The organism is Exiguobacterium sp. USCH10 (genome assembly GCF_037619445.1).
Classification (GTDB): Bacteria; Bacillota; Bacilli; order Exiguobacteriales; family Exiguobacteriaceae; genus Exiguobacterium; species Exiguobacterium aestuarii_A.
Genome location: NZ_JAQPZO010000013.1, coordinates 36,422 through 57,411, shown reverse-complemented (window position 1 = coordinate 57,411; position 20,990 = coordinate 36,422). Strand labels below are relative to the sequence as shown.

Below are 20,990 nucleotides of genomic sequence, written 5' to 3'. Positions count from 1 at the left end.
TCACACACTTATAACGTTTCTTCGATCGGGGTATCCCCTTTGATCAAATCGATTGCTTTGTTCTGCGCGTTTGAATGGTTATGAAGGACGTGCACCAAGAATGATGCCACGTCTTCGCGTGGAATCTCTCCACTTCCCTCGAATTGCGTGTTCACTTTGCCCGTTCCCGCATCATCTGTCAATGCGCCCGGACGTACAATCGTGTATGTGAGTCCACTCTGTTCGAGTAAGCGATCGGCATGATGCTTCGCTACATAGTAAGGCTTCATCGAATCTGGCCAAGCTGAGCGATCCTCTGCTTTCAAGGCGCTGACCATGACGAAGTGTTTGATGTTCCCGTTCGCTTGTGCTGCTTCGATACTCTTCGCTGCACCATCTAGGTCAATTAAGAGTGTCTTGTCTGCTCCAGTGCTTCCACCAGAACCGGCTGCGAACACGATGACATCCATTCCGTCGATTGCCTTTTCCAAGTCTGCCACTGAACCTTCAAGGTCACCGAGTACGGCGTTGTATCCTTTTGACTTGAAGTCATTGAGTTGCTCTTCTTTACGCACCATCGCTGTGACGTGATGCTTCCCTTCATTGTGTAACTTTTCCACCAATTGATGGCCAATCTGGCCGTTTGCACCGATTACAAATACGTTCATCTGTCTTCCTCCTCAAGAATTAAATTCAGAGACAAGCGAAACGCCGGGTAGCCGTTGCTACGTCCGGTGCAGAGGCAATGGCAGAGATGACGGCAACGCCGTCTGCCCCATCATGAATGATGGAAGGAACATGCTCCGGAAGAATACCTCCGATCCCCACAATCGGAAGCCGCGGATATCGCTGACGAACTTGCTGAATCAGTTCCGTCCCGCGCACACGTCCCGCGTCTAACTTGCTCTTCGTCGCATGAATCGGGCCAATCCCGACATAATCTGCGAATGGAAGAGCTGCACTTACTTCCTCCATCGTATGGACCGACACCCCTAACCATTTGTCAGGTCCTAATTGTGCACGAACCCGTTCGGCAGGCAAATCGTCTTGTCCGACATGCACACCGTCCGCATGGATGGCGAGTGCTAAATCCACATCATCATTGATGATGAATGGAACGTTCGCTTGTCGACATACCTGTTGGAGCGTCCTTGCCATTGCTTCTTTTTCATCTCCATACAATGCATCTTTACCTTTTTCGCGAAATTGAAAACATGTCACACCACATCGAAGTGCCGTTTCGAGTGTCCCCACCAAATCAGATGTATCCGTCGTCCCACACACAAAATAAAGACGAAGTTGCTTAGCGAGCGCTTGTTTCGTACATGACGTCAACGGTAACCACCTCTTCTTTCGCTAAACGATGTCCCCAATGATTTGTCGGTCCATGTCCTTGTCCAATCGATAATCCATGCGTGATCGCCTGATGGATAAATTGCTTCGCGTCCGCGACAGCTTGACGAAGTGTCTTTCCGTATGCCAGCTCAGCCGTCAAAGCTGCAGAGAACGTACATCCCGTACCATGTGTGTCTTTCGTCCGAACGCGGGGTGCGCTCACTTGAAACACTTCAGATTCGGACACAATCAAATCGACGGCCTTCACACCTTCCATATGTCCACCTTTGATGATGACGACATCGACACCGAGTGCCCGAATCAATTGAGCGGCCTTCATCTGATCTGCCTCTGTTCGAATCTTGATTCCGGCCAATACCTCTGCCTCAGGGATATTTGGCGTCACGACCGTCGCATATGGCAACAGCTTCGTCCGAAGTGCCTCGACCGCGCTATCTTGTAACAGAGAAGCGCCCCCTTTCGCCGCCATGACAGGATCGACGACGACGTGTTGAAAACGATGACGTTCAAGTGCTGCGGCTACCGCTTCAATTCGCTCCGCATCTACCAACATGCCGGTCTTGCATGCTGTAATCTGAAAGTCATTGGCCACTGCATCGATTTGCCGAGTGATCATTTCCGGGGAAATCGCTTCAATCCCATGCACGCCGAGTGTATTCTGGGCTGTGATGGCGGTAAGTACACTTGTCCCGAACGCACCGAGCTCTTGAAACGTTTTTAAGTCGGCTTGAATACCAGCTCCGCCCCCTGAATCAGATCCTGCAATCGTCAAGACTTGTGGTCTCATGATGTCGACACCTCGATTCGATTCGTCGGGATTGTATAGTGCGTCAATTGATGAAGGGCATTTAAAAAGTGAATCGGAAAATCTCCTGGTCCTTCTGCCCGTTCGCTCGCCAACTCTCCGCAATAGGCATATCCCGAAACGGCTGTTACCGTTGCCTTGAGTGCATTCCTTTCGACCGCTAGACATGCTCCGACGACCGCACTGAGTAGACAGCCTGTACCGGTCGTTTCAGTCATCCGTTTTGTCCCACCATGAACTTCTATGACGACACTTCCATCGCTGACCAGATCTTCTTTTCCGGTCACGGCCACGACACATCCATATCGTTTCGCCGCTTCGAGTGCCAATTGACTTGGTTCATACGCCCCGTCACCCGCATCCACACCTCGTGCTGTCCAATCAACGCCAATCAATGTCGCGATTTCTCCTGCATTCCCACGAATGACCGATACACGGACGTGGCGAAGGATCCGCTCGACCACATCTCGACGGAACGACGTCGCCCCGACACCGACCGGATCGAGTACAATCGGACATCCCGCTTCGTTCGCCGCCTGCCCCGCACGAATCATCGTCGCCTCAGTCATCGTGCCGAGTGTCCCGATGTTTAACACGAGCGCATCGCTCACAAACGTCATCTCTGCCACTTCTTCAATCGCATCTGCCATGACTGGAGAGGCACCGATGGCGAGCAGTCCATTCGCCGAAAAGTTGGCGACGACCGTGTTTGTGATGTTGTGGATCAACGGTGCCTGCTTTCGAATCTCACTCCAAATCTCATGTCTCATTGGTTGACCTCCTGTGACAACGTCCAAGATTCGAGTGTCCATGCCATTTCCCAGAAGGCAACTTCGTAGTAGCAACTCTTCAAGAAGAGTTTCGTGTAACGAAGCCGCTCTTCTTCTGTCGCTTGCCCAGCCAATTCATCCAATCGATCAATCTGTTCTTCCACTAGCTCACGGAACCACTCCGAACCGTACGTCGCAATCCAAGCCGAATAAATCGGATGGTCGGGGCGCTTATCCTTTAAGCGTTCACCAATCTCGTAATACACCCAGTAACACGGAAGAATCGATGCCAGTACATCACCGAGTGTCGGTCCTGCCTGTTGCATGTGTAGGGCATACGCATACGCGGTCGGTGCCGGCTCGAATGTCGCAAGTTCCACGTCTGTCACGTTGAGCATCGTAAAGAACTCACGATGAAGTGAGAGTTCCGCCTCAATCGTGTGCAACGCATGCGTCAAAAAGCGGCTCGATAGTTCCATTGTCGGTGCGAGCGTCGCTCCTTTGGCCTGCACTTTTGAGAATTGATTCAAATAGTAAGAGTCTTGCATGACGTAATGTCTGAACTTCTTCTCGTCGAGCGTCCCTTCCCCGAGTGAAAGAACGAACGGATGATGAAAGCTTGCTTCAAACAATCCATCCGCTTCCTGACGTAAGTGATCTGTAAATTTCATAATAACTCCCCCTTATAACAGATAAAAAGACGCCGCCTCCCATAACGGAAGCGGCGTCTCGAACAGTCATATCTAGGTGAAGCCATATGAGTCGTCTCGCCCACTTCCCTACGCTAGCTTGAACTAGATCAGGTTCGAAGGGTCTGGACCATGTCCATCTCAGCCGCGTGACGCGACTCCCCTAGTGGCAAACATTATGAAATTCAGTCGTCTTCGACCACATTCTATCAATCTTTTCATCAATTGCAAACCTTTTCCGATTCTGTTTTTCATTCTTCGCTTCGGGAATGGATAAATGAACTCATTTACATGAAAAGGATGTGTCCGGATTGAATACGATTTTGTTAACCATTGCGTTACTCTTCATCAGTTTGAACGTGTTTTGGTTTTTCAAACGTAAAACGTACAAGCAAACAGGATTTGACGGGAGATTGTTCGCTCAGTTGTTCGTTAGCCTATTTGGTGTCATGTTAGGATTCACATTGATTTATTATGCTTTGTCTCGTGATTCAGTCATTCTTGTGACTTCACTCGAATCCATGAATGCCGTTGAACCGACTTGGGAGAACCTCCTGTATTTCAGCGGGGTCACTTTATTATCAATCGGATTTGGTGATTTGTTGCCGATTGGTTTGACCCGATTATTCGCCATCATCGAAGGCGCCATCGGCATTTTGTTACCGAGTGCCTTCTTCATCAAATCGATGTATCAAAAAGACAAGTGAACATGTCCTAGCGCCCCGTGATGAGTAAGAACATATTAAATGCGACGAGACCAAGGGGAAGCATCGCGACCAAAATGATCGGCCATTTTTTTAAGCGAATGCCGACAAAGAGGACAAGACTTCCGACTAAAAGGGCAATAAATGTCGTATATGGATTCATGAAAAAACGCTCCTTTCTCTATAAGGAGCGTTTCCCGGCTCACGGCCTCATTAATCGTTCGAATGTCGAAGTGTTGCACATGCGGCACGGACGCGTCTGGCTTCTTCTTCCCGGAACACGAACTCACCTTGTTCCGCGACACGCTGCGCGCAAAAGAAGAAGAGTGATTGCAAGCGGTCATGTGTGTCTTCGATTGCGCTCAGCTCAGCTGAGGCATATGTCGCCCCGAGCATTTCCCACAGCTCTTCAGGCAAGTGGTCGCGCATCCCGTCACCCGATTTTCCAAGATTCACAGAAAAGTTCGTCGCATAGCCGATATTCCATTCCATCATCTGACGGAGCATATTTCGCATGATGTCGAGGTGATCGAGCGCATATAACACCTGATGTCTCTTGATTCCTTTGACAACATAGAGTGACACCCACCAAAACTCATTCCAGCAAGCCGCATATTCTTCAGCAGACGGGCGTGTCACACGGTATGTGTTATCTGAAGGTGTCACACTCGGATGATGATCTCGGTCAAACACAATCTGACTGAGCGAATCAGCTTCGAGCATCTCATCAAGTTGCTCTATGCTTCGAATTGTCAAATCAATACGGTGTCCGTCTACATATTGCACCAAAAACGTTACATGTCGTTCGAAATCAAACGTTTCAGGTGTCTGCATGATCAAGACTTCTCCAAACATGTCGATCCATGAGCGATCGGTCGCAACCGCTCTCACATCTTCTACGTAAAAAACAAGGTCAACATCCTGGTATGGGTCTGGGCGGATGTTCGGATTGACGAGCGAGCCGTTCAAGACAACCGTTCGGATGTGTTCACGTTCTTTCGCGAACGCAATCAACTGTTCAATAATTTGTTCCGGTTTCATTCTATAATCGCCCCCAATGAGCGCGCGACTTGGATTGCTTGCATCGCGTCTAGTTTTGTTTGTTGTAAGGTCACGTTCGAAAAATCAACCCCGTCGACAAATGCTCCTCTGAAGTCGGCACCACGGCACACCGCATGTTGAAGTGTCGCCCGTGACAAGTCCGTCTGATGCCAAACCGTCTCGGTCAAATCAGCACCGTATAGGTCCGCCTCAACCAAACGAACGTGGGACCAATCCATTTTCTTAAGAGACACGTGACGAAGGTTGACGAATGACCAGTCCCCTTCTTTGACATGTACGCCCTCAAACTGGCTCTCCTCAAAGGAAGACCCCGTCATTTTACATTGCTCAAACTCACTCGTGAACAAATTGGCACCATGGAACTGACAATTCAAAAATGAGCTGCCGACATGACGGGACGCATTCCATTTCGAATCGGTAAAATCACAGTTGATGAACTGACAGCGTTCCGTTTGTAGTTCCGTCGCATCGACGTATGTGAAGCGACAGTTCTCGAACGTGACGTGTGACAGCTCTTCGTCACGGAGTGTCACGTCGCGGAAATCTTCGTCTCGATATTGCGTATGTGGTTGAAACATAATATCCCTCCTTCAGGTATACTAAAACATATGACAAAGATTGGAAGTGATATAGATGGACCTCGTATTCCCGACTGAACAAGGCGTCTTCAATTACCGCGTCGCCGGTATTTTCGTGAAAGACGGACACGTATTGATTCACCGAAATATCCGGGATGACTTTTGGGCACTGCCTGGTGGTCGCGTGACGCTCGGTGAAGAAGCCGCAACCGCCCTCGCACGCGAGCTACATGAAGAATTGGATATGCGCGTGACCGATACCACGTTCGCCTTCGTCCACGAGAACTTGTTTACCTACAACGACCAACCGTTTCATGAGATTGGACTGTACTTTTATGTAGACGGTGACCTCCCGCTCCAAGAAGGAGACTTTTACGGACCTGAAGGAGATCACCTCATCTATCGTTGGCAAAAACTTGACCGTCTTCGAGAGGTCACGCTCTATCCAGAAGTACTCGCACAACTACCGAATCGTTTGCCGTCTCATTCACTAAATCCGGCTTGAACTTAGAGAAGCGATTTCAACTCGTTTAAATGTCGAATCTCGTACGTCGACTCCATCGTCGCAGCCGCTTCATTCGGATTGAACCAACATGTATCTAGGCCGTACATCCGCCCACCGGCGATGTCTGCCGTGACTGAGTCGCCAATGATTAAGCCCTTCTCTGGCTTTACGTTCGGGATTCGATCAAAGACGTAGTCAAAGAACGGCTTCATCGGTTTTTGCGAGCCAGTCGCATCCGATACGAAGACGTCTTGGAAGTACGGCAATAGTCCCGATGACTCTAACCGTTTAAATTGCGTCTCCGTCACACCGTTTGTGACGATATAGAGCGGATAGTCCGCGCTCAGCGTTTGAACAATCTCTAACGCACCGTCGACCATGTGTACGCCTGCATGTAAGTAGTCTCGATACTGCTGTTCGACCTGCGGACCGTCGACCGTGAGTCCGAGCGAATTGAACAGTTTCGTGTGACGACCGACGAGTACTTCTTCACGGTCTACTTCGCCGCGCTCAAATGCGCGCCATAGGCCGCTGTTAATGTCGACATACCGAGCCTTCACTTCATCCGTCATCCGGACATTGTAGGATGCGAGTAATTGTTCCAAGGCGACGTGCTCACTTTGTTTAAAATCTAATAACGTATCATCAATATCAAATAAAATCGCTTCATAACGTTTCATATTTCTTTCTAACCCCTCTCTTCGTCTAACTGTACAGGAAGTAGAAACGAACATCAAAAAAGGGAGATGAACGCAATCTCCCTTCATCTCTTCTTAACGATGAACCGAATGGACAACATATCAAACTTAATCTTCTTTATTCTTCTTGGCCCAGACAAGAAAGAAAATCGCCATTCCAATGAATAAAATCAACATCGAAAAAATCGATTGTTGCTCAAATGGTAAACTTGTGCGGGAAAATGCATATTGAGGTACGTACAAAAGAATCGGGATGATTAAATTAATCCATGTCTTTGTCCATACAGAGGTTATAAGTAATATGATCACAGCAACTACGAATAATACAAGTTGACCGTTCGAACCGAATGTAACCGTTGGCGTTTCAATAAAAATATCAAGCACCATCAAGCCGAGAAAAGATAACATTGGTAATGTAGCAAGTAAGCTATAAGTTAGTATATTTCTAAATTTGCTTTCTTTTGTGCGAATCGATATCGCTCGGAATGCTTGTGAGGCAGCCAACAAGAAGAGTAAGGCCACTAGTGGAAACCCAACCATTTGAATCGTCGAGAACGTCATCTCACCTTCAATGAAGTTCCCAATGATGATATAAGCGAATAAGTTGAGAATGATCATTGCGATGATTTTCATAAACCCCTTCTTATCGAATGCCATCTCGCGACCAATATATTGCATATAGGATTTCGGACTTTGTCCAATGACATCGTCCACATCCTTCCCTGCTTGCTCCGCTTCTAGCAAATGATCCTCTAATTCAAAGACAATATCTTTCACCTCAGTCTCAGATTTCCCGCTTGATATCAGATATACCGACAAATCATCTAAAAAATCACGACTTTTCTTTGAAAGTTCCATGCTTATTCATCCTCCTCGAGTACACGGTTCACACCATTCGATACTTCAGCCCATCGCTGTTTAAAGGCGAGTAATTCCTGTTGTCCGGATTCTGTCAGAATATAGTACTTCCGCTTTGGACCTCCTGACGGTAAAGTCTTTTGAATCGTTTCGACCCACCCATCTTTTTTCATACGCAATAACACCGGGTATATACTTCCTTCGCTCACCATTGTAAAACCATAATTCTGTAGTTTCTCAGACATTTCATATCCATATGTCTCACCTTTACTAATAATGGCTAACAGACATCCTTCAAGCAGACCTTTTAACATTTGACTCATTGCCATGGCGTGACCTCACTTTCAATCAACTATCTTGTTATACATAATAGTAATGGAAACCAATCCCATTTACAACTACTTTGTAAAACAAGTTAGTTACACTTTCAGATGTTTATTTTTATAAAATAAGTGAATACTTCCTATGGTGAAGAAAAACAAAGGAGTGTTCTACATGCATACAGATTTTACGAAAATGTACATCAATGGTGAGTGGGTAAGCGGATCAAGTGAGAAGTCGATCGACAACGTCAATCCGTTCTCGAACGAAACACTGTTCTCGATTCAATCAGCGGATGAAGATGATTTGAATCGTGCCTATGAAGCAGCCAAAGCGTCTCAGACGGACTGGGCTGACATGCTTCCGCAAGCACGACGGGAATTGATCGAGAAGTTTGCCCAGGTGACGATGGACAACAAGGAACTCATCGTCGATTGGCTCGTAAAAGAGTCTGGCAGTACACGAATCAAGGCAGAAGGCGAATTTGCCGCATCAATGGCTATCATCAAAGAAGCTGCGACATTCCCATTCCGTATGGACGGACTCATCAAACCTTCGGTCGTGCCGAACAAAGAAAATCGGGTTTATCGTAAACCACTCGGGGTCATCGGAATCATCAGTCCTTGGAATTTCCCGTTCCATTTGGCTGTTCGTTCAATCGTGACTGCTCTCGCGACCGGGAATGCGGTCGTCGTCAAACCGGCTACAGCGACACCGGTCACAGGTGGTCTTCTGTTCGCATCGCTCTTTGAAGAAGCAGGACTTCCAAAAGGCGTACTCAATGTCGTCGTCGGACGAGGGTCTGAAATCGGTGATGCGATTGTCGAACATCCGATTCCGCGTCTCATCTCGTTCACAGGTTCAACTGAGGTTGGTCAAGGAATCGCAGAGAAAGCGGGTCGCCTCTTGAAGAAGACGGCTCTTGAACTCGGTGGGAACAACGTGTTTGTCGTACTCGACGATGCCGACCTCGATCGTGCCGTCGAATCAGCGGTATACAGCAAGTTCTACCATCAAGGGCAAATTTGTATGTCGACAAACCGAATCCTCGTCGCCGAATCGATTCATGACGAGTTCGTGGAACGTTACGTCGAGCGTGTTAAACAGTTAAAAGCGGGTGACCCGAACGAAAAAGACACACAAGTCGGTCCGCTCATCGACCACGACCAAATCGATCGTATCTTAGAACAGATTGAAAAAACCGTCGATGCGGGTGCGACCGTCCATACCGGTGGAACAGCAGACGGCAACGTCCTCGAACCGACCGTCCTCAGTGGTGTCACGAATGACATGCCACTCGCGAAAAATGAAATCTTCGGTCCGGTTGCGGTCATCCTGTCGTTTAAAGATGACGAAGAGGCACTCCGTCTCTCGAATGAATTGCCGTATGGATTAAGTGGTGCCGTCCACGGTTCAGTTTACCGTGCGACCAATTTCGCACGAAAAGTCGAAACCGGCATGATTCACGTCAACGACCAGTCGGTCAACGATGAACCGCACATGCCGTTCGGAGGCGAGAAAAACTCCGGTCTCGGACGATTCAACGGCGAATGGGTACTCGAGGAGTTCACGACCCTCCAATGGGTATCCGTCATGCACGAACGTCGCGAGTATAAACCATTCTTCTCATAATACGGTCTATACAAAAAACCAGGCTGATCAGCCTGGTTTTTATATGAATTCTATACTCCACGATTTCACGAAGTCGATTTCGGCTTCTCAATGACGACTTTTCCATGTTCATCTAAGAGAGGCGTCATTCCACTCAATCCTAAGCCGCTAGTCATCAAATAGTGAACACCTGTATAGCTATCCACGACAATTTTTATAATTCCACCGCTCATATGCTGTTTTGACTTCAATACAAATCGTTGTCCCACGAAATGTCTCCCTCCTCTTTTTTGATTTAGAATGCCTTCATTATCATCTCATATCCACATAAGGCACATACTATTTTTTACCATTCCAATCATTCTAAGAGTTCATTTACATCCTTGATGTGTTCTTCATCAACTTTAAAATATTCGCGACTTTCTATTCCTTTTGAAAAAATGAACTCGTTGTTGTCATTTTTCCAAAAGTTCACCATCAATTCCATCGTGGATTCCTCTGGGTTATTGATGGTCACTACATATTGAGGAAGCCCTTTTGGACGTTCATTTGTGATCGAACTTGCTTCAATTATCGTTTTGAAGTCATCAATCTTTTCTTTATCTGTCACCGTATTTTCAGAGTACACAATCGTTTGTGCATCAGTATAATTGCCAACAACGAGTTCTCGTTCTTGTTGAACACATCCCATTAATATAGATAACGAAATCACACTGAGGAAGATAATCATTTTCTTCAATAACATGTTCTCCCTCCTTTACACTTTGAATACGCTTACATGTTATCATAAGTCACAATTTACAAAAAAGACGAACCAAGGCGCATTTCACGCCCCAATTCGTCGACAGTCTGACGTTATGTTAGATTTTCTTCACAAACTCCGACTTCAGTTTCATCGCGCCGAGACCTTCGATTTTGCAATCGATGTCATGGTCACCGTCCACAAGTCGAATCCCTTTTACTTTCGTCCCTTGTTTGACGACAAGCGATGTCCCTTTCACTTTCAAATCCTTGATGACAGTGACAGTATCTCCATCTTGAAGCGGATTTCCGTTCACGTCTTTGATTTGAGACGCTGCTTCTGCTTCGGCTGCCTCGCTCGGTGACCACTCATAGGCGCACTCCGGGCAGACGAGCAGTGGACCGTCCTCATACACATAAGACGATTGGCATTTGGGACAATTCGGGTACTCGTTCATATGTTTTCCTCCATTCGATTCACTCGTTTCAGTATATCGTATGGAGGGGCACCCTTTCTAGACTGTTCATCCCTCTTTAGGTGACGCAGGACCCTCTAAATCGAGCTGATAAAACGATAAATCGAGCCATTTTCCGAATTTATACCCGGCATTTCGAATCGTTCCTGAATGTACAAATCCAACTTTTTCATGGGCACGGATGCTCGTCACGTTCGATGCGTCAATCCCACCAATCACCGTCTTCATTCCTCTCGCTTCTGCGATACGGATGATTTCCTTTAATAATTTGTTGCCAATCCCTTTCCCGCGATAGCTAGGGTGTACGTACACGGAATGCTCGACTGTGTAGTGGTATGCCGGCCACGGGCGGAATGGCCCAAACGTCGCAAATCCCATGACGACACTATCCTCGACCCACACGATGATTGGACAGTCTTGATCTTTCTTCTCTTCATACCAGGCGACCCTATTCTCGAGTGTTACCGGTTCATAATGATAGACGGCCGTGCTGTTCACGATTGCGTCATTATAAATATGTAAAATCATTTGAAGATCGTCTCGCCGACAGTTACGAATCATACTAACACCCATTTCTCGTTTTTTTTATTATACGAATCCCCTCTTCAAAAGACACGAAAAAAGTGACCGGTCCCATCGACCAGTCACTCAGACTATGCTGCTAGGCGGTCACACATCGAAGCACATTCTGTACAGACGCGCGCACATTCCTGACAATGCGCGTGTTTATGTTTCCCACACTCTTGTGCACAGGCTTTACAGATGACCGCACACGCTCGAGCAAGTTCTGGGACAAATGCCGAGTCACGCGTCATTGCCTCGGCAAGAAACGCACAGGCCGCGGCACATTCACGGTCGAGCCGGATACAATCGACCATCATCTGTACGTCTTTTTCTTCTAAACAAGATTCCAGACAGTAGTTGCACGTTTCCACACATTCGTGGAGCATTTCGAGTTCGTTCGCATAGATACGATGAGCCATACATCATTCCCCTTTCGTTTCTTCTCCAATTTCGGACACGTTACTCCTGTTCCCTAATCGGAAAAAGATAAACGACCCAGATCAAGAATCCGGATCGTTCACAAACTTACGATACAAATAAGCGATTCGATTAAGTAAGGCCTCATTATACTGTTTCGGCATGAAACGATAGCGATAGAGACGATACATTCGCTTCAAGTCTTCCCACTGATGGTCGATTTGTTGTCCTTGTCTAAAGCGTGCCAAATCAATCAAGAAAACTTGTCCGTTCGGCGTCAAAATAATGTTTCGCAAATGGACGTCCGATGGGGTCAATCCTAACAACCGTGCTTGACGAAGTGCTTCGTCCACGATTTCGATATAAGACGGGTCAATCCAGATGCCCTCTGTCAGACACTCAAACAGCGTCTTCCCTTCGATGTAATCCATGACTAAATAAGAGTCACCCACTTCATAACAAGTCGGAAAATAAGGAAGCCCTTTTAGCTTTTCATAGATGGCTGCCTCTTCGATTGCGATTTGTTCGTATCCCGGAAAGAACACTTTAATGACGCGGTCCCTTTCTTTTAAACGAAACACGGCCGCACTGCGTCCAATCCCGTGTAACTGAAGCTCGGGGTGCATCTCCATTACCTGAAACGAGTCGCCCACCCGTTCGAAGGTGACGTCCGCATATGGTTTATAGTCACTCATCTGTCACGCCTCTTTCCTGTTTCTCTTCTTTATCATCATAGCGCATACAAGCTCATTTGACGCTAAAACTGCTCGAGGGGGTGACAAGTGACGCGCTTTCTTTGAAGACGTATAATGAAAAGCGACTGACAACCAAGGAGGAGTTATTATGCAACGCATCGCTTTAACAGAAGAACTATCATTCTCACGCGTCATCCATGGAATGTGGCGACTCGCTGATTGGGACATGACCCCACAGGAACGTCTCACGTTCATCGAACAATGTCTCGAACTCGGCATCACGACGTTTGACCATGCGGATATTTATGGTGGTTATACATGTGAAGGATTATTTGGGGAAGCGTTAAAACTAAAGCCTGAACTCCGTGACCAAATGGAGATCGTCACAAAAACGGGCATCAAATTGACAGGATCATTCAATCCGGGTCAAACGCTCAACTATTATGACACGACAAAAGAACATATCATCGCGCAAGCGGAGCGTTCGTTAAAAGAACTTGCCATCGATCACATTGATACATTATTGATTCACCGCCCAGACCCACTCATGAACCCGGATGAAGTCGCCGAGGCCTTCATTACGTTACGTGATAGTGGCAAAGTACGTGAATTCGGTGTATCCAACCACGTGCCGGCCACACAACACTTGCTTCAATCACGTCTCCCGTTCCAACTCGTGACGAACCAACTTGAACTCTCTCCAATGCAATTGAAACATTTCGAAGATGGGTCGGTTGACCTTTGTCACGAAAAACGGATGCCACTCATGGCTTGGAGCCCACTCGCAGGAGGACAGCTTTTCAAAGACGAACAGTACGCACCTCTTCGTGAAAAACTCGAGGAGATTCGCGCGCGTCACAATGCGAGCGGAATCGATTCGATTGTGTATGCATGGCTCATCAAACACCCTGCGAACATCATGCCAATTATCGGATCAGGAAAAATCGAGCGCGTTCAAACAGGTGTCGACGCACTTCAAATCGATCTCACGCGTGAAGAATGGTTCGAAATTTTGAAGGCAGCACGCGGTCGAGATGTTGATTGAAGGGAACTTCATCAAATAAATTCCACCGGATTCTAATCTGATCATTTAGACGAAAAATTGTTATTTTTCGAATCTGCTTTAAATCAACGTTTTTTCGTCAAAAATCGACACGACAAAAAAAGCTAAAAGTAAAAATAAAACATAAATGGTTTCATCCCCCGTTCAGTTCAAGTTGGACGGGTTTTTTCATTTTTTTTTGAAATAACACATTAATTTTCCTAAGACTAAAGTCACAAAAAAATGGTGCTAGAATGGTGAAAGTGATTCATCGAAGGAGAGTACCGATGTGAAAAAGTACCTGATTTTCAGTACCCTCGTCATCCTATTTTTCTTATTCGGGTGCGAGGAAGAACGCGCACTCCGACTCCAACCTGCCCCAGAATATTATCAAGGACGTGCCTTGTTACCGAATGGACAACAAATCGAAATGCCAGAATCCGATCGCGCATTGATCATCAAATTGTGTCAACCAGACAATGCAGTTTCGACAATTCCGAGCGGCGAGAGACATTGGCTTGGAACGGTCACGCTGACACAGCCCTTAACAGATGTCGCCACGTCATCCGCGTTCCCGACGGCCACATTGTTTACAGTCAATAATGAATCGTACGTACAATGTCAGCTAGACTCGATTACGTATGTCACCAAAACAAACAATCTTCCTGAAAGCTTACATGATGTCCAATATACAGCAGACTCTTATCCAGATATCGCGAAGATTCGCTCTGCCGAACCACATGAATATGACCATTTTGCTGAAGAGATGAAAAAGCCGATAGGTAATGAGCCCTATCCAGAACGAACCGGAATCGAACATACCCTCTTCCATATCACGATGCCGTTTAACGGAGAATTTGAACTGACATTGACATCGTCAGAAGGAGAAGAGCGTCTGATGATTCCGATTGATGCATCACGTCAACCTTATCTGTCAGTAGGTCTCGGGGCAGAGCAATCGGATGATACGTTACAATATGCGATTTACACCAGTTCAGATCAAAACGATTATCAAACGGTCTTACGACCGAAAGATGGTCATATGTCACAGGTATTCGGTGCGAAGGCAGCATCTCAATTGCCATCTGTTCTTATACCCGGACACAGCTATCCACTGTATAGTTTTACGTACATGAAAGACGGAACGGCGCACCGTCAGCTCGTCTCCATCACGTATCATCAACCAGAATTAATGTATGGAGAGAAATTGAACGAACAAATTCACGAAACGTTAAGCAGTGAGCGACATGCCCTGTTTCATGAGTTAGCGCTTCTTGGTACAGAGTCAAAAGACGCCTCGTTTTTACAGCATGTCGGAACAGAAGAAGTAGACTTTCTCTTCCGTGCGATTGAACAGGCGAATGCGACATCTCACGCAGGAACACCTGCACCTGTTCCTTACTTAACACTGTTTCAAGGTGTATGTGCCCAAACGTTTGACGTGAGTTATGACGGGAACGATGTCTACGTAACGAATGCGGAGACGGGGGCCCACTTTAAACTGTTACGTGAGGACGCCATCAAGTGGCATAACCTATTTAAAGACAATAGTTGATTCGGCAGATGCCAAGTGCATCTGCCTTTTTTGCATATCCATGAGGCAAATTAGACCCTAACGAAAACGTTTTTTGGGAAGATAAAAAGAGAAAGGAGTGAAGTGTTGTGACCAATTCATTTGTTAGAGATGTCGACAAGCATTGGCGCGTCAGTTATCGCCAAAACGGATATCCGCACGTTCAACAAGGTTGGGTATTACCACCTGAACAAAAAGAGACGTTTGACCCCTTCATTTTGATGGCCGAAGACTGGTTCAAACGAGGAACGTTTTCCGATCATCCACATCGTGGGTTCCAGACGATCACATACGTCATCGACGGGCGTCTCGAACACATTGACAATCATGGAGGACATTCGATTTTAGATGCTGGTGATGTCCAATATATGAATGCCGGATGGGCGGCTCGCCATGCTGAGGAAGCCGTCGATGATGACCTCATCCATACCCTTCAATTGTGGTTGAATTTGCCGAAGTCTCTAAAAACGACGACGACCTCTTATCAAAATGTGTATGTCGAAGACGCGCCGGTTGTTCTGATTGACGGTGGGCAGCTTCGTGTCTACTCTGGCGAAATCGCTGGTGTAAAAGGACCGATGGAGAGTCTCGTTCCAATCACGATGACCGAGGTCTTGCTGAAAGAAGGGAGCGCGTACGAACATGTCCTTCCCGCGAACCATAACAGCTTCCTGTATGTTCTAGCAGGATCTGTTGAAGTCGGGACATCCAGTACCCCGCTCGATAAGACGGATGTGGCGACACTGACGTTTGATGAAACATCCGATGCGATGAGTACCCTTCACCTCCAAGCGACAAGCCGCACACGCGTCCTCATCTATTCGGGAAAACCGATTCGGGAAGAGTATATCGCGCACGGTCCTTTCGTGATGAATACGGAAGAAGAGATTCGCCAAGCCTTCCGCGACTATCATAGCGGCGACTTCGGCCCTCCAGCCGTCAAATAAACAAAGGGAGCATCTCAATTTGCGAGAGCTCCCTTTCGTTCATTTTTCCGGTTGTAGTACGGTTTGTTGTGTCGGAACGTGACCGATTGGTACAGTACGCTCCACGAGGACGTAACGTTTACCTTCGACTTCGAACTTGCGGTCCCCAAGGTAATGGGCAGCCTTGCCGTCTTCATATAGCTTCGCCAAAATGGCAGGCACGTATTCTTCTAACTTCGTGTAATGCTCATCGAGGGTCATGACGATGTTTCCCCCTTTATATCCGAGCCAGTAACTATAAAAGAACCAACCCAATGAAAGTACCCCGAGAATTCCTAATCCAATTGTGATCCATTCCATTTGCTCATTCCCCCAATGTTTTCATGACAATCTGACGTTTCGGAGCGAATCCGATTTCGTCATAAAAAGAGGCCGCTTCGCTGTTGATCATCCAATAGTCCAACTCAATCGACTTGAATTGGTGATCAAGTGCCCATTGCTCGATCCACTCCATCATGCGTCGTCCGTATCCTTTGCGCTGATAGATTGTATCGATGCTGATGTGATGTACATATACCGTTCGAACGGCTTGGCGAAACGCGGTCGCCTCACTCACTTTCTCCTCGAACCATATGTAGCCGACAGGGGTTGCTTCTACTTCCATCACCATGAAATGATGATTCAGTCTCTCCATCAGCGTTAGAAAGGCTTCATACATCTTCTCTTCCTCATATTCCGCAAAGTAATCTGAATTCATGCGGACGTGATGCTCATGAATGGAACGATTTAATCGAGCGATGAGTCGGGCATCTGTTGTTGAGACGAACACGCTGTCCATCAACCGTTAAATCCTGTGTGATTCCGATCTTCTATCACACCATGTGGTTTTTCAGTCCCATGCAACGTATGCTCTTTCGAAGTCGAAGTCCCTTTCCCTTCTAGGCGACGTTGAAGCGGACGGGCCAAGAAGTAACCCATAAGAAGCGAAATCGGCAACACAAGAAAAAATGAACCGAGTACCGTCAACATATACCCTTTATCTGTATCTCCGGCGATCATCCGGAGGACGAAGAACAATCCGACGAATACGAGTGCAGCCAAGGAGTATTCTACGCATTTTCCAAGAAACCATTTCATATGAGATCTCTCCCCTCAAGGTTTGATGTATTATACGACGATTCCCACAAAAAGGTTTCACACGCCATGATTTTCTTTATACCACTTCGTTGCCAGTCGTTCCGTTTCAATGATCCACTCATGTTTTCCTTGAATGTAGCCTTCCATATCTTCCGGATGTTGCACTGCGAGTTGCAATTTCAACTCTCCATACGCATCGCGCACCTCAGGGAATGTACGCAAGTAATCCCGGAAGGCGAGGTGTCTCAAGACATCTGGATTCCCTTCTTCAAACACATGTACGTGAACCGTCCGCTCCTCTTCTCCTTTTCGGAAATAGCGACGCTTTGGAATACCGTATTCACCGAGCCCTCGATACCCGAGCGCTTCCATCCGTTCCGTATACGCATCAACTCGTTCGATGTCCCGTACGACAGGCATCATATCGATGATTGGCTTCGCCGCGAGTCCTTCGACCGAGGTGCTCCCGATATGATGAATCGCAACGAGCTCTCCTTCAAACAATCGGCTCAACTTCCCTGCCTCTTCTTCAAATCGGTGCTTCCACTCCGGATGATATGCGACCACTTCGACTTTTCGCATGATTCGTTCCTCCTCACTAAAATCCATATGTTCTATTATCATCATACCCTTTTCGCCTCTCGACATAATGGATTCCACTTCAAAAGGTTTGTGCGCAAATAAAATGGGAAACCTTATATTAATGACTTGAGAACTGGAGAGTGAATCAATATGTTGACTGCAGAACAAATCGAAACGTTTAAAAAACGTCTGTTGAAAGAAAAAGCAAAAACAGAAGGTTACATGGATAGCCGAGAAGAGACGTATGATGAAGGCGAGCTCTCTCATTACGATAATCACCCGGCCGATTCCGGTGAAGAACTCTTTTTACGAGAACGCGATCAAGCGCTCAACGAGCTCGACGAAGAGTTTTTGAGCGATGTCGATAAAGCACTACTCGCCATCCAGAACGGTACGTATGGTCAATGTGAAGTGTGCGGGAAAGACATTGAACTGGACCGGCTTGAAGTCATCCCGGAAGCCACGTTATGTATCGAGCACGCTCGTGCCCAGGAAGAGGAAGAGCACGAACATGAACTCGATCGACCGGTCGAAGAAGACGTGTTGAACCCGAATGAGACGGTCCGTCGCAAAGAACTGGACGGAACGGATGAACCCGGTCAAAAGACGGATGCCTTTTCACAAGTTGAAGATTACGGCAGTTCGGATACGATTGCCGATAGTGAAGGCAACCACGACCCGACACGCGAACAATGAAAAATGCCCTGACCTCGTTTACGAGGCTCAGGGCATCTGTCTGATTAAAACGTTGCTTTCACTGGAGAAGCACCACCAAGGCGCTCTGCCACTTTCATCGGGTTGACGGCATTTCCAGCTGAACTAGCTGAGAAATTGTAGTTCCCTTTATGAATTTCAAAGTGTAAGTGTGGACCTGACGAGTTGCCCGTGTTTCCGATTTGACCAATCGGTTCACCTTGACGCACCGTCTGACCTTTTTTCACATCGACCTTATGCATATGGGCATAGACCGTCGTCCATTTCTGGCCATCTACGTTATGCTCAATTTGAATATGATTTCCATAAGGTCCACTTGAGCTAACTTTTGTGACTTTTCCAGCTTCTGCGGCGTAAATCGGTGTACCTGTTTTAGCGGCAATATCCAAACCGTTGTGGAACGTGTATCCGAACTGTCCGCTTGCTGCACCGAACCCTTGTGAGAGGCGTCCTTCTGCAGGCATCAAGAACTGATCAGGCGCCATCGCTTCATACTGCTTCTTCAAATCACTTAACTGATTCGTTTGCTTCTTATATTGTTTCGACTTTTCGTCATATGCTGTCTTCACGTCTTGACGTGTCGCTTCAATCTGTTGTTGTTCTTCTGTTAGCTGCTTCAGCGTTTCATTCACTTGTTCTTTCTTCTCAACGAGTGCTTGATGCGCTTCCTCAGCCTCAGCTGCCTCTGCTTTCGCACTCGGTAGGACAGAAGATACGACTTTCGCAAAGAGTGACTCTTCCGTCGGAACGAGCTCCTCTTCGACTGCCTCTAATTCTTTAGAAGTACCTTCAATTTTGTCCCGTAATGCTTCCGCATTGCGATCGACTTCATCCAACTTTGACTGGATTTTTTGAATGGCTTGTTTCGTCTCTTTGACTTGTTTCGTAGTTTGTTGGACAGATTTCTCTGTTTGAACGAGGTCTTGCGGGGACATTTCGTTAGCAGATGCGGTTTGTCCTTGGAATAAGAGTACGCCAACACCTGCTGTCATGATCAGTTGTTTCCACATATATATAATAAACCCTCCAAATTGATACATTCATGAACTTCAAAAAAGCTACATATGCGAATATACCACTGGGGGTTAAATATTTCAATATATGAAGTTTTTCATTTTCATGTCATTCATGACAGCACGATGTGATATTTTCAAGTATTACTTCACAAGGATTTCACTTACGTTTTTTCGTATAATATCCAGCAAGGATGATGCCGAGGACTGACAAGATAGTCAGCCCAAGTCCACCTATAAGCAACAGATTCACCATTTCTGGCGAGAGATTCGTCGTCAGCGCGATGATGGTCGCTGTATTTCCTAACATCAATCCGATGATACAGACAAGTAAAAATCGCTTCATCGTACCTCCTTCACCATTTCAAACTGCGAGATGTCATCTTGTACAAATCCCAATCGTCGTGCTGCGTCAATCCATTCAGGACGGTCCGACGTCAAAGTGAGGTGAAGCGGAGAGCGACTCGCAGCCGCGCGCAATAGCCATTCTGCATCTTCAGCGTGACCAAAAACATCGAGCAGTACATGATCGCGGTATAACAAAAATCCTTCTTGTTTATTTTCAACCACTTTCACAAGCTCTGCCTCCTGCTGGGTCACACGCACATCGCGTTGCCAAATCGGAACATACTGAGCTGTCGGATACAGTTGGTTGAACAGCGTTTGAATCGGTTCCGAAGTCATGTGAGCAGTCGTTTCAAGTGGTACCGCCTGAAAGTAATAGATTTCACGTGTCGTCTTATATCCAAGTTGATGATAAAGCGACAACGCTGCATCGTTCCCTTGAATTACTTCAAGCAAACGAGTTCCTTTGGCGTCCTCTTCAAATCGTTGCATCAACTCGGTCGCAACGCCTAATTTCCGAGCGTGCGGGGCGACAGCAAGTCCACCGCAACGCGTCTGCCATCCCGAATCGAGATATGCAATCCCACTCAATACGACGCCGACCGGCTCTTCCCCGTCATAAGCGACGATGGAACGGGACGGCTGATTTTGGTCTCGTACGAGAAAGACGTCTTCAAACGTCTGCTCATCGAATTGGAACGGAATGATATAATCAGAAAAACCAGTCATAAACGCCCGATATAGATCTCGCACAGGCGGGTTTTGACGATATGTAAGTTGTGTAGCCATCTAATTCCCCTTTTCTGAATGAAATCAATAAAGCCAGAAG

At 46.9% G+C, this 20,990-nt stretch carries 31 protein-coding genes and 1 riboswitch; of the genes, 7 read left to right on the top strand and 24 right to left on the bottom strand.

The window, feature by feature from the left end:
- Nucleotides 1-8: 8 nt before the first annotated feature.
- Genes PQI28_RS14450 through tenA form a run of 5 tightly spaced genes read right to left on the bottom strand, consistent with a single transcriptional unit; the run spans nucleotide 9 to nucleotide 3,581 of the window.
- Nucleotides 9-647 (bottom strand): SDR family oxidoreductase, encoded by a 639-nt coding sequence (locus PQI28_RS14450; RefSeq protein WP_214694957.1) that lies wholly within the window; start codon nucleotides 645-647, stop codon nucleotides 9-11.
- Between the two features lie 25 nt (nucleotides 648-672).
- Nucleotides 673-1,314: a thiamine phosphate synthase gene (thiE, locus tag PQI28_RS14445; RefSeq protein WP_339963748.1), complete on the bottom strand. Its 642-nt coding sequence runs from the start codon at nucleotides 1,312-1,314 to the stop codon at nucleotides 673-675.
- The gene (gene thiD, locus PQI28_RS14440; protein ID WP_339963747.1) at nucleotides 1,283-2,122 is read right to left on the bottom strand and encodes a bifunctional hydroxymethylpyrimidine kinase/phosphomethylpyrimidine kinase; all 840 of its coding nucleotides are present in this window, start codon (nucleotides 2,120-2,122) and stop codon (nucleotides 1,283-1,285) included. Before thiD ends, thiE begins: the two co-directional genes overlap by 32 nt.
- Nucleotides 2,119-2,910: a hydroxyethylthiazole kinase gene (gene thiM / locus PQI28_RS14435; protein ID WP_339963746.1), complete on the bottom strand. Its 792-nt coding sequence runs from the start codon at nucleotides 2,908-2,910 to the stop codon at nucleotides 2,119-2,121. The genes thiD and thiM overlap by 4 nt, the downstream gene beginning before the upstream one ends.
- Nucleotides 2,907-3,581 carry a thiaminase II gene (gene tenA, locus PQI28_RS14430; protein WP_339963745.1) on the bottom strand — a complete coding sequence of 225 codons (675 nt, stop codon included), beginning with the start codon at nucleotides 3,579-3,581 and terminating at the stop codon, nucleotides 2,907-2,909. The genes thiM and tenA overlap by 4 nt, the downstream gene beginning before the upstream one ends.
- A gap of 88 nt (nucleotides 3,582-3,669) precedes the next feature.
- Nucleotides 3,670-3,774: riboswitch (TPP riboswitch) on the bottom strand.
- Nucleotides 3,775-3,901: 127 nt separating this feature from the next.
- Here tenA and PQI28_RS14425 point away from each other — a divergent pair.
- Nucleotides 3,902-4,306 (top strand): ion channel, encoded by a 405-nt coding sequence (locus PQI28_RS14425; protein WP_339963744.1) that lies wholly within the window; start codon nucleotides 3,902-3,904, stop codon nucleotides 4,304-4,306.
- A 7-nt stretch (nucleotides 4,307-4,313) separates the two neighbouring features.
- On the opposite strand, the gene PQI28_RS14420 is transcribed toward PQI28_RS14425, so the two are convergent.
- Genes PQI28_RS14420 through PQI28_RS14410 form a run of 3 tightly spaced genes read right to left on the bottom strand, consistent with a single transcriptional unit; the run spans nucleotide 4,314 to nucleotide 5,943 of the window.
- Nucleotides 4,314-4,466 carry a hypothetical protein gene (locus tag PQI28_RS14420; RefSeq protein ID WP_012727577.1) on the bottom strand — a complete coding sequence of 51 codons (153 nt, stop codon included), beginning with the start codon at nucleotides 4,464-4,466 and terminating at the stop codon, nucleotides 4,314-4,316.
- Nucleotides 4,467-4,516: 50 nt separating this feature from the next.
- Complete coding sequence (locus PQI28_RS14415) at nucleotides 4,517-5,344, bottom strand: aminoglycoside 6-adenylyltransferase (protein WP_339963743.1); 828 nt, start codon at nucleotides 5,342-5,344, stop codon at nucleotides 4,517-4,519.
- Nucleotides 5,341-5,943: a pentapeptide repeat-containing protein gene (locus tag PQI28_RS14410; RefSeq protein ID WP_339963742.1), complete on the bottom strand. Its 603-nt coding sequence runs from the start codon at nucleotides 5,941-5,943 to the stop codon at nucleotides 5,341-5,343. The genes PQI28_RS14415 and PQI28_RS14410 overlap by 4 nt, the downstream gene beginning before the upstream one ends.
- Before the next feature lie 55 nt (nucleotides 5,944-5,998).
- Here PQI28_RS14410 and PQI28_RS14405 point away from each other — a divergent pair, with 55 nt between their 5' ends.
- The gene (locus PQI28_RS14405; RefSeq protein ID WP_214744919.1) at nucleotides 5,999-6,448 is read left to right on the top strand and encodes an NUDIX hydrolase; all 450 of its coding nucleotides are present in this window, start codon (nucleotides 5,999-6,001) and stop codon (nucleotides 6,446-6,448) included.
- 2 nt (nucleotides 6,449-6,450) lie between these two features.
- Here the strand turns inward: PQI28_RS14405 and PQI28_RS14400 are convergent, their stop codons facing one another.
- The 3 genes from PQI28_RS14400 to PQI28_RS14390 all read right to left on the bottom strand — a co-directional run bounded on the left by PQI28_RS14400 (nucleotide 6,451) and on the right by PQI28_RS14390 (nucleotide 8,333).
- On the bottom strand, nucleotides 6,451-7,128 hold the full coding sequence (locus tag PQI28_RS14400; RefSeq protein ID WP_271305736.1) for a YjjG family noncanonical pyrimidine nucleotidase: 678 nt from the start codon (nucleotides 7,126-7,128) through the stop codon (nucleotides 6,451-6,453).
- A gap of 126 nt (nucleotides 7,129-7,254) precedes the next feature.
- On the bottom strand, nucleotides 7,255-8,004 hold the full coding sequence (locus PQI28_RS14395; protein WP_339963741.1) for an HAAS domain-containing protein: 750 nt from the start codon (nucleotides 8,002-8,004) through the stop codon (nucleotides 7,255-7,257).
- 2 nt (nucleotides 8,005-8,006) lie between these two features.
- Nucleotides 8,007-8,333: a PadR family transcriptional regulator gene (locus PQI28_RS14390; RefSeq protein WP_224862632.1), complete on the bottom strand. Its 327-nt coding sequence runs from the start codon at nucleotides 8,331-8,333 to the stop codon at nucleotides 8,007-8,009.
- Nucleotides 8,334-8,499: 166 nt separating this feature from the next.
- Here PQI28_RS14390 and PQI28_RS14385 point away from each other — a divergent pair, with 166 nt between their 5' ends.
- The gene (locus PQI28_RS14385; RefSeq protein ID WP_337874495.1) at nucleotides 8,500-9,957 is read left to right on the top strand and encodes an aldehyde dehydrogenase family protein; all 1,458 of its coding nucleotides are present in this window, start codon (nucleotides 8,500-8,502) and stop codon (nucleotides 9,955-9,957) included.
- Nucleotides 9,958-10,022: 65 nt separating this feature from the next.
- Here PQI28_RS14385 and PQI28_RS14380 read toward each other — a convergent pair whose 3' ends face one another.
- The 6 genes from PQI28_RS14380 to PQI28_RS14355 all read right to left on the bottom strand — a co-directional run bounded on the left by PQI28_RS14380 (nucleotide 10,023) and on the right by PQI28_RS14355 (nucleotide 12,829).
- Nucleotides 10,023-10,205: a DUF6440 family protein gene (locus PQI28_RS14380; protein ID WP_074035494.1), complete on the bottom strand. Its 183-nt coding sequence runs from the start codon at nucleotides 10,203-10,205 to the stop codon at nucleotides 10,023-10,025.
- Between the two features lie 89 nt (nucleotides 10,206-10,294).
- A complete protein-coding gene (locus PQI28_RS14375; protein ID WP_339963740.1) occupies nucleotides 10,295-10,681 on the bottom strand; it encodes a hypothetical protein in 387 nt (128 codons plus the stop codon).
- 115 nt (nucleotides 10,682-10,796) lie between these two features.
- Nucleotides 10,797-11,135 carry a zinc ribbon domain-containing protein YjdM gene (locus tag PQI28_RS14370; protein WP_214785216.1) on the bottom strand — a complete coding sequence of 113 codons (339 nt, stop codon included), beginning with the start codon at nucleotides 11,133-11,135 and terminating at the stop codon, nucleotides 10,797-10,799.
- A gap of 66 nt (nucleotides 11,136-11,201) precedes the next feature.
- A complete protein-coding gene (locus PQI28_RS14365) occupies nucleotides 11,202-11,714 on the bottom strand; it encodes a GNAT family N-acetyltransferase (RefSeq protein WP_339963739.1) in 513 nt (170 codons plus the stop codon).
- A 92-nt stretch (nucleotides 11,715-11,806) separates the two neighbouring features.
- Nucleotides 11,807-12,136: a four-helix bundle copper-binding protein gene (locus PQI28_RS14360; protein ID WP_012727586.1), complete on the bottom strand. Its 330-nt coding sequence runs from the start codon at nucleotides 12,134-12,136 to the stop codon at nucleotides 11,807-11,809.
- Between the two features lie 81 nt (nucleotides 12,137-12,217).
- Complete coding sequence (locus tag PQI28_RS14355; RefSeq protein ID WP_339963738.1) at nucleotides 12,218-12,829, bottom strand: protein kinase family protein; 612 nt, start codon at nucleotides 12,827-12,829, stop codon at nucleotides 12,218-12,220.
- A 148-nt stretch (nucleotides 12,830-12,977) separates the two neighbouring features.
- Here PQI28_RS14355 and PQI28_RS14350 point away from each other — a divergent pair, with 148 nt between their 5' ends.
- From PQI28_RS14350 to PQI28_RS14340, 3 genes are all read left to right on the top strand, one after another.
- Nucleotides 12,978-13,874 (top strand): aldo/keto reductase, encoded by an 897-nt coding sequence (locus tag PQI28_RS14350; protein ID WP_339963737.1) that lies wholly within the window; start codon nucleotides 12,978-12,980, stop codon nucleotides 13,872-13,874.
- Between the two features lie 286 nt (nucleotides 13,875-14,160).
- The gene (locus tag PQI28_RS14345; protein ID WP_339963736.1) at nucleotides 14,161-15,426 is read left to right on the top strand and encodes a hypothetical protein; all 1,266 of its coding nucleotides are present in this window, start codon (nucleotides 14,161-14,163) and stop codon (nucleotides 15,424-15,426) included.
- A 107-nt stretch (nucleotides 15,427-15,533) separates the two neighbouring features.
- Nucleotides 15,534-16,391, top strand: a complete 858-nt coding sequence (locus PQI28_RS14340) for a pirin family protein (protein ID WP_337874488.1) — start codon at nucleotides 15,534-15,536, stop codon at nucleotides 16,389-16,391.
- Between the two features lie 39 nt (nucleotides 16,392-16,430).
- Here PQI28_RS14340 and PQI28_RS14335 read toward each other — a convergent pair whose 3' ends face one another.
- Genes PQI28_RS14335 through PQI28_RS14320 form a run of 4 tightly spaced genes read right to left on the bottom strand, consistent with a single transcriptional unit; the run spans nucleotide 16,431 to nucleotide 18,089 of the window.
- Nucleotides 16,431-16,730 (bottom strand): hypothetical protein, encoded by a 300-nt coding sequence (locus PQI28_RS14335; RefSeq protein WP_214759938.1) that lies wholly within the window; start codon nucleotides 16,728-16,730, stop codon nucleotides 16,431-16,433.
- A 4-nt stretch (nucleotides 16,731-16,734) separates the two neighbouring features.
- Nucleotides 16,735-17,208: a GNAT family N-acetyltransferase gene (locus PQI28_RS14330; RefSeq protein WP_214785118.1), complete on the bottom strand. Its 474-nt coding sequence runs from the start codon at nucleotides 17,206-17,208 to the stop codon at nucleotides 16,735-16,737.
- Nucleotides 17,208-17,507 (bottom strand): hypothetical protein, encoded by a 300-nt coding sequence (locus PQI28_RS14325; RefSeq protein ID WP_214785119.1) that lies wholly within the window; start codon nucleotides 17,505-17,507, stop codon nucleotides 17,208-17,210. The genes PQI28_RS14330 and PQI28_RS14325 overlap by 1 nt, the downstream gene beginning before the upstream one ends.
- Nucleotides 17,508-17,564: 57 nt before the next feature.
- Entirely contained in the window at nucleotides 17,565-18,089 is a 525-nt protein-coding gene (locus tag PQI28_RS14320) for a GrpB family protein (RefSeq protein ID WP_337874486.1), read from the bottom strand.
- Between the two features lie 150 nt (nucleotides 18,090-18,239).
- On the opposite strand from PQI28_RS14320, the gene PQI28_RS14315 reads away from it, so the two are divergent.
- A complete protein-coding gene (locus tag PQI28_RS14315) occupies nucleotides 18,240-18,785 on the top strand; it encodes a TraR/DksA C4-type zinc finger protein (RefSeq protein WP_339963735.1) in 546 nt (181 codons plus the stop codon).
- Between the two features lie 44 nt (nucleotides 18,786-18,829).
- On the opposite strand, the gene PQI28_RS14310 is transcribed toward PQI28_RS14315, so the two are convergent.
- From PQI28_RS14310 to PQI28_RS14300, 3 genes are all read right to left on the bottom strand, one after another.
- The gene (locus tag PQI28_RS14310) at nucleotides 18,830-19,813 is read right to left on the bottom strand and encodes a M23 family metallopeptidase (RefSeq protein ID WP_214785125.1); all 984 of its coding nucleotides are present in this window, start codon (nucleotides 19,811-19,813) and stop codon (nucleotides 18,830-18,832) included.
- A 163-nt stretch (nucleotides 19,814-19,976) separates the two neighbouring features.
- Nucleotides 19,977-20,162 carry a hypothetical protein gene (locus PQI28_RS14305; protein ID WP_339963734.1) on the bottom strand — a complete coding sequence of 62 codons (186 nt, stop codon included), beginning with the start codon at nucleotides 20,160-20,162 and terminating at the stop codon, nucleotides 19,977-19,979.
- Nucleotides 20,159-20,950 carry a GNAT family N-acetyltransferase gene (locus tag PQI28_RS14300; RefSeq protein WP_339963733.1) on the bottom strand — a complete coding sequence of 264 codons (792 nt, stop codon included), beginning with the start codon at nucleotides 20,948-20,950 and terminating at the stop codon, nucleotides 20,159-20,161. The genes PQI28_RS14305 and PQI28_RS14300 overlap by 4 nt, the downstream gene beginning before the upstream one ends.
- Nucleotides 20,951-20,990 lie beyond the last annotated feature (40 nt).

What these genes read in the sequence shown, in the direction of transcription:
- PQI28_RS14310 (WP_214785125.1), bottom strand. Translation starts at nt 19,813, where the DNA reads ATGTGGAAACAACTGATCATGACAGCAGGTGTTGGCGTACTCTTATTC.
- PQI28_RS14420 (WP_012727577.1), bottom strand. Translation starts at nt 4,466, where the DNA reads ATGAATCCATATACGACATTTATTGCCCTTTTAGTCGGAAGTCTTGTC.
- PQI28_RS14300 (WP_339963733.1), bottom strand. Translation starts at nt 20,950, where the DNA reads ATGGCTACACAACTTACATATCGTCAAAACCCGCCTGTGCGAGATCTA.
- PQI28_RS14330 (WP_214785118.1), bottom strand. Translation starts at nt 17,208, where the DNA reads ATGGACAGCGTGTTCGTCTCAACAACAGATGCCCGACTCATCGCTCGA.
- PQI28_RS14405 (WP_214744919.1), top strand. Translation starts at nt 5,999, where the DNA reads ATGGACCTCGTATTCCCGACTGAACAAGGCGTCTTCAATTACCGCGTC.
- tenA (WP_339963745.1), bottom strand. Translation starts at nt 3,581, where the DNA reads ATGAAATTTACAGATCACTTACGTCAGGAAGCGGATGGATTGTTTGAA.
- PQI28_RS14400 (WP_271305736.1), bottom strand. Translation starts at nt 7,128, where the DNA reads ATGAAACGTTATGAAGCGATTTTATTTGATATTGATGATACGTTATTA.
- PQI28_RS14375 (WP_339963740.1), bottom strand. Translation starts at nt 10,681, where the DNA reads ATGTTATTGAAGAAAATGATTATCTTCCTCAGTGTGATTTCGTTATCT.
- PQI28_RS14325 (WP_214785119.1), bottom strand. Translation starts at nt 17,507, where the DNA reads ATGAAATGGTTTCTTGGAAAATGCGTAGAATACTCCTTGGCTGCACTC.
- PQI28_RS14335 (WP_214759938.1), bottom strand. Translation starts at nt 16,730, where the DNA reads ATGGAATGGATCACAATTGGATTAGGAATTCTCGGGGTACTTTCATTG.
- PQI28_RS14365 (WP_339963739.1), bottom strand. Translation starts at nt 11,714, where the DNA reads ATGATTCGTAACTGTCGGCGAGACGATCTTCAAATGATTTTACATATT.
- PQI28_RS14410 (WP_339963742.1), bottom strand. Translation starts at nt 5,943, where the DNA reads ATGTTTCAACCACATACGCAATATCGAGACGAAGATTTCCGCGACGTG.
- thiD (WP_339963747.1), bottom strand. Translation starts at nt 2,122, where the DNA reads ATGAGACCACAAGTCTTGACGATTGCAGGATCTGATTCAGGGGGCGGA.
- PQI28_RS14395 (WP_339963741.1), bottom strand. Translation starts at nt 8,004, where the DNA reads ATGGAACTTTCAAAGAAAAGTCGTGATTTTTTAGATGATTTGTCGGTA.
- PQI28_RS14415 (WP_339963743.1), bottom strand. Translation starts at nt 5,344, where the DNA reads ATGAAACCGGAACAAATTATTGAACAGTTGATTGCGTTCGCGAAAGAA.
- PQI28_RS14385 (WP_337874495.1), top strand. Translation starts at nt 8,500, where the DNA reads ATGCATACAGATTTTACGAAAATGTACATCAATGGTGAGTGGGTAAGC.
- PQI28_RS14320 (WP_337874486.1), bottom strand. Translation starts at nt 18,089, where the DNA reads ATGCGAAAAGTCGAAGTGGTCGCATATCATCCGGAGTGGAAGCACCGA.
- PQI28_RS14355 (WP_339963738.1), bottom strand. Translation starts at nt 12,829, where the DNA reads ATGAGTGACTATAAACCATATGCGGACGTCACCTTCGAACGGGTGGGC.
- PQI28_RS14370 (WP_214785216.1), bottom strand. Translation starts at nt 11,135, where the DNA reads ATGAACGAGTACCCGAATTGTCCCAAATGCCAATCGTCTTATGTGTAT.
- PQI28_RS14360 (WP_012727586.1), bottom strand. Translation starts at nt 12,136, where the DNA reads ATGGCTCATCGTATCTATGCGAACGAACTCGAAATGCTCCACGAATGT.
- PQI28_RS14450 (WP_214694957.1), bottom strand. Translation starts at nt 647, where the DNA reads ATGAACGTATTTGTAATCGGTGCAAACGGCCAGATTGGCCATCAATTG.
- thiM (WP_339963746.1), bottom strand. Translation starts at nt 2,910, where the DNA reads ATGAGACATGAGATTTGGAGTGAGATTCGAAAGCAGGCACCGTTGATC.
- PQI28_RS14305 (WP_339963734.1), bottom strand. Translation starts at nt 20,162, where the DNA reads ATGAAGCGATTTTTACTTGTCTGTATCATCGGATTGATGTTAGGAAAT.
- PQI28_RS14315 (WP_339963735.1), top strand. Translation starts at nt 18,240, where the DNA reads ATGTTGACTGCAGAACAAATCGAAACGTTTAAAAAACGTCTGTTGAAA.
- PQI28_RS14350 (WP_339963737.1), top strand. Translation starts at nt 12,978, where the DNA reads ATGCAACGCATCGCTTTAACAGAAGAACTATCATTCTCACGCGTCATC.
- PQI28_RS14390 (WP_224862632.1), bottom strand. Translation starts at nt 8,333, where the DNA reads ATGGCAATGAGTCAAATGTTAAAAGGTCTGCTTGAAGGATGTCTGTTA.